The 2,037-nt window shown below is 72.0% G+C and carries 3 protein-coding genes; 2 read left to right on the top strand and 1 reads right to left on the bottom strand.

Annotation, left to right across the window (positions count from 1 at the left end):
* Positions 1–180, bottom strand: a 180-nt coding sequence (locus GH736_RS21855; RefSeq protein ID WP_159607046.1) for a hypothetical protein, incomplete at its 3' end; no start/stop codon positions are given.
* Between the two features lie 151 nt (positions 181–331).
* Between GH736_RS21855 and GH736_RS25565 the strand changes: the two genes are divergently transcribed.
* Positions 332–466 carry a hypothetical protein gene (locus tag GH736_RS25565; protein ID WP_268891261.1) on the top strand — a complete coding sequence of 45 codons (135 nt, stop codon included), beginning with the start codon at positions 332–334 and terminating at the stop codon, positions 464–466.
* Between the two features lie 143 nt (positions 467–609).
* Positions 610–2,037: ABC transporter ATP-binding protein (locus tag GH736_RS21860; protein WP_159607048.1), on the top strand; the 1,428-nt coding region annotated here is incomplete at its 3' end.

Here is a 2,037-nt window from a genome sequence, read left to right on the forward strand (position 1 = left end):
CGCGCCGTCGGCTCCGGATGCCGCGGCGAGGCCCCCGCGCAGGCCGCTCGTCGCGGCGCCCGTGAGCGAGTCGACCACCGCCGTGCCGAGGCCGGCGAGCAGGAACAGGACGGCAGCGACGGAACCGAGCACGCCGACGCGCGCCGCAGCGCGCGCGAACGCGATCCGCATCGCTCCCACGCGATCTCCTCGTGTCGTCGGTCCAGGTGCGCGCGAAGCGGAACGGTGCAGGGCTCGACCCCGCGCGGCGACGAATTCGCACAGCCTAGCGCTCGAACTCCGTCTTGCGGGCTGCCGTGGCAACCCCCTATTCTGAAGGGCTGGTCTTCGCGTGACATCCGACGGCCACGAGGGTTCGAAGACGACGACGCAGGAGGACACCATGCAGACAGACAGCTACGCCCGCCAGGTCGCGGTCGACGGCGCTGCCCGCCCGGTCCTCCTCATCGAGGCGTTCTCCGGGTAGCTTCCGCCCCAGCCCCGCAGGCGCAGCCTGCCCATTCCGCGGTATCCCCGCATCCGACGTCGCCACAGCGCGCGTCCGCTCGATCCGACACGTCGTCGGCGTCCCACGAGGACGCCCTGACGCCTCCTCCGGAAGGAACCGGCTTGTCCGCCACCCCGCACCACCAGGACCCCTCACCCGCGCGCCCCGGCACCGTGCGCGCCCTGCTCAGGCTGCGCGAGTACGCGGGCCCCGCCGTCCCGTTCATCATCGCGGGCATGGCCGCGTCCCTGAGCGCGCAGCTCATCGCCCTGACCATCCCGCAGGTGCTCCAGTCCATCGTCGACGGCCCGCTCGCCGACGGCGACGCCAGCGCGATCCTCCCGCTCGCCGGGCTCGTGCTCGGCCTCGGCGTGCTCGAGGCCGTCATGATCGCGCTCCGCCGCTGGTTCGTGCTGAAGCCCGGCACCCACGTCGAGGCGCGCATGCGCAACGCGCTCTACGCCAAGCTGCAGGACCTGCCCGTCAGCTTCCACGACCGCTGGCCGAGCGGCCAGCTGCTCTCGCGCGCCGTCAGCGACCTCAACATCATCCGCCGGTGGCTGTCGTTCGGGCTCGTGCTGCTCGTCGTCAACCTCATCGTCATCGTGGTGGGCCTCGCGATCCTCGTCTCGATGAACTGGGTCCTCGGCGCGGTGTTCCTCGTGTGCTCGATCCCGCTGTGGATCGTCGGCTACCGCTTCGAGGGCCGCTACTCGGAGGTGTCGCGCCGCAGCCAGGACCAGGCGGGCGACCTCGCGACGGCGGTCGAGGAGTCGGTGCACGGCATCCGCGTGCTGAAGGCGTTCGGTCGCGGCAAGCACGCGCTCACGACCTTCCGCGCACAGGCCGAGTCGCTCCGCAGCACCGAGATCGAGAAGGCCCGCCTCGACGCCGGCATCTGGGCGTGGATCCTCGTCGTGCCCACCGTCGCGCTCGCCGTGTGCCTCGTGCTCGGCGTGTGGCTGGCGTCGCAGGGCGTGCTCTCGGTGGGCGAGCTCGTCGCGTTCTTCGCCACGGCGACCGTGCTGGCCTGGCCGATCGAGTCGATCGGCTTCCTGCTCGCGTTCTCCGTCGACGCGCGCACCGCGACCGACCGGTTCTTCGACATCCTCGACAGCGAGAACCAGATCACCGACCCCGAGGCGCCGGTCTCGATCGGGCGCCCGCGTGGCGAGCTCGCGTTCAACGACGTGCGGTTCCGCTACCAGGACTCGCCCGACCGCTTCGGCGACCTGCTCGACGGCGTCGACCTGGTGCTGCAGCCGGGCGAGACCATGGCGCTCGTTGGCCTCACGGGCAGCGGCAAGACGACCATGACCGCGCTCACCACGCGGCTCTACGACGTGACCGGCGGCTCGATCACGCTCGACGGCGTCGACATCCGGGCGCTCTCCCGCGAGGAGCTGCGCACCCACATCGCGATGGCCTTCGAGGACGCCACGCTGTTCAGCGCCTCCGTGCGCGACAACGTGCTGCTCGGCCGGCCCGAGCTGGCCGGCGACGACCCCGGGGTGCGCGCCGAGGCCGACCGGGTGCTCGAGGAGGCGCTG

The sequence above is a fragment of the Agromyces humi genome (assembly GCF_009720255.1).
Lineage (GTDB): Bacteria > Actinomycetota > Actinomycetes > Actinomycetales > Microbacteriaceae > Agromyces > Agromyces humi.